Source organism: Pyrobaculum sp. (assembly GCF_049971835.1).
GTDB lineage: Archaea > Thermoproteota > Thermoprotei > Thermoproteales > Thermoproteaceae > Pyrobaculum.
Genome location: NZ_JBMFKV010000213.1, coordinates 1 through 2853 on the forward strand (window position 1 = coordinate 1; position 2853 = coordinate 2853).

2 protein-coding genes are annotated in these 2853 nt (G+C 52.5%); both read left to right on the forward strand.

The genetic code is table 11. The features are described 5' to 3' along the window. On the forward strand, nucleotides 1-1979 hold a 1979-nt coding region (locus tag ACP5J3_RS12540; protein WP_428495994.1), incomplete at its 5' end, for a hypothetical protein. 121 nt (nucleotides 1980-2100) lie between these two features. Then, nucleotides 2101-2508 carry a hypothetical protein gene (locus ACP5J3_RS12545; RefSeq protein ID WP_428495995.1) on the forward strand — a complete coding sequence of 136 codons (408 nt, stop codon included), beginning with the start codon at nucleotides 2101-2103 and terminating at the stop codon, nucleotides 2506-2508. Nucleotides 2509-2853 lie beyond the last annotated feature (345 nt).

Here is a 2853-nt window from a genome sequence, read left to right on the forward strand (position 1 = left end):
TCTTTGCAAAGAACTCCACGGAGATACCAAATGCCGTGGCTTACTACGTATACCTAGACGCCGAGGAGAGGGGCGGGAGGTACTACTACAAAGGCAAGCCTCTGGATGTCAGAAAGCCAAAAACGCCGAGAGGCCGGGGTAACAGCAGTGCTCAGATCGGCGGGGTAGACGGACAGGTGGAGCCTACCTACTACACAGAATCGAAAAGCGGTACGGCGGTCAGTAGCTGGGCTAGGTACGTCTTCAACCCGGCCTCGCCGATTAACTCAAAAAACGTGATCTTTACCAGCTACACGCCTGTTAGGTTCTTTAACGCCACGGGCTATGCTAATAACGACTTTGTGATGGGCACAACCCCCTGGGCGTATCTCGGCCACGGCGTATCAGACATATACCTAGCCATCCAAGGAGGGTCGAGTAATACCTTCCGCTTCTACCTCTGCCCCTACTCCACGCCAACCTCAACTCCTCCGGCGTCGCCCACCTCCAGTACCTGCGTGGGAAGCACGCAGAATGCTCCAAACATCGGCCGCTATTTACTAGCACGTATAAGCGCGGCTCTATATGCCAACAGCTATTTGTGGTTCTACGCGGAGGTGTATAATCCGCGAAACGTCCCCATAAACGCCTCCATAGCTGTGGCGTACAGCAGGCCAGCGCCTTGGGATGGCTCTGTCTACTCGCTACTTACAGCCAACTGGCTCTCCTCTGTGGGCCAGCCTGGATACACCTTTTCAGCCGATTATTACTACGGCGTGCGGGTATCTAGGCTCCTCTTCACTGTAAGAGTTCCGCCAGGCGCCCAAATGCCGGTAAACATCGCACTTAGGGGACTGGCCGTGGTTACATGTAGCCCCAGCACGACTCTTACAGTGAAGATATACACGCCGGCAGATCCAAACGCCTACATCACAGCCACAGGACAGAAATACACATCAGCTGAGTGCGACACTTACTACTTCAACGACATCTACGGGACGTTGCCAGAATCCGCCATAGTGCCGCTACTCGCCGCCAACTCCACGGTAATACCACTAATCATAGAGTTCAGCCCCAGCCTCTACGCCAGCTATACATACCACGTATATGTGAGATTTACATCTCTATTCGCCTACGGCCAACGCTGGCCAGAGATATGGAGACATAATGCCAACAATTGGATAAATTACTGGAATAGATATTTATATATAAACAGAGCTCCAGCAATTGTTTTTAGAGATTATCTAGCATTTTCTGTATGGTATCCACCGTATAATCCAAAAAACGAGTCGATATCCCCGTGGAGCGACATCTACATACTAGGCTACGCCGCACTAACCACACAAGCAGGCTCTGATGTCGGCCTACGTACCCCGCAAGTTCCTCGGGTTTCACTACAATATATACCTCTAGATCGAGATCTTAAGCTTAAGAGGGTTTGTCTGGCATTTGAGGGTGTGAAGGACGGCGCAGTTGCCTCGTTAACCACTTACTACAGTGTTGAAGGGCAGAACCCGTGGCTTGAGGCCTTTGCCTCCATCGTCTCTGCAGTTACTAACATAATCGGAAATACAATTACCGGTTACGAGGTGATAAGCAAGATCTTTGGGTTGTCAATGCCCTCGTTTTTAGGGCCTATCGGCTATGTATCTTGGGGGCTTGGTGTATTCGCAATGCTAGTACCTGTGTCTGGTAATGTCAATTGTGCGCCGTCTTCAGACTGGATTACTCACGGCTACGACGCAGGCACGGGGTATATAACGGCGGCGGGTTGGTATATGAGTACAAGGGAGTTGCCGTCTTACACAGGTGGGCTTAGGGTGAAGATTTCAATGTTAATTGATTACTACTTTTACCACCCTACCAAACCTGTTGGAGGGGGACGTGGAATATATGCAGACTTCTTTTCCTATGCGATGTTTGACAGCGCTAGCTACTTTACGAGCCCCTTGGAGCCCTATGCGTTGGGGATTGGGAGGTTCTATCTTAAAATCCAGTAGTCTTTTTTTCCTCGGGTTGTTCGCCCTCCTCTCGGCGCCTTTACTCCCTCTTGGAAGTGCCCAGCTTATCCGCGCCAGCGTGGCCTACACCTTCTCTGTTGCGTCAGCCGTGTGTTTCTTCGTGGCTTGCCGCCGTTACTTCTACACGGCCGCGGCTTTTGGAGCGGCTTTGTGGGCGTCATCTTTTATCTATCCCCACTTCCTCCTGGCGTCTCTCTCCATATTGTTCTTCTTAGGCTGGGGCTGGCTCGGCTTGTTGTGGGCCTCTTGGAGGCTTTGGAGGCTTAAAGGTGTGGTAACTACCTTCGTCCTGCAATACGCCGTGGGTGTATTATACGTACCTGTTGAATTTGCCAACTTATTACCCGACTGGGCGCTGGTAGCAATAGGAGACGATCCCCGCTTCACCTTCCTTAACTGGGCGAGGTATCTACTTACCTACACATCGGTAATGGCCGCGTTGTACACAGTCCGAAGATTGTGCAGTCTTGGTCGCCCATACGAGGCGGTTAGCTGGATAGGCCCCTGAGACGTCGTGCCCCGCCAATACCTACTCAGCTGTGGGATGTATTAACGTTTATGCCTTAATTCGGACTTATGAGTCGCCCGATTGAGGTGAGGCGCGCGCCTAATCATGTGAAGTGGTGACGGCCCGCTCTCTGATTGATGGCGAGGCGTAGAGCACCATTTAGTGAAGGGGTGCACGTGGTGGAAGTAATGTGCCATGAGTATCTCGAGGGCTGGGTGTAGGTAGGCAATATGACGGCGGGGTTTCAAACGACGTAGGCCCCAGACAGGGCTTGTTGCAGTGCGGCGCCGCATGTGGGCTGGGGCGTGTAGGCGGCACGCATAGGCGGGCGCCCGACGTGGGGGT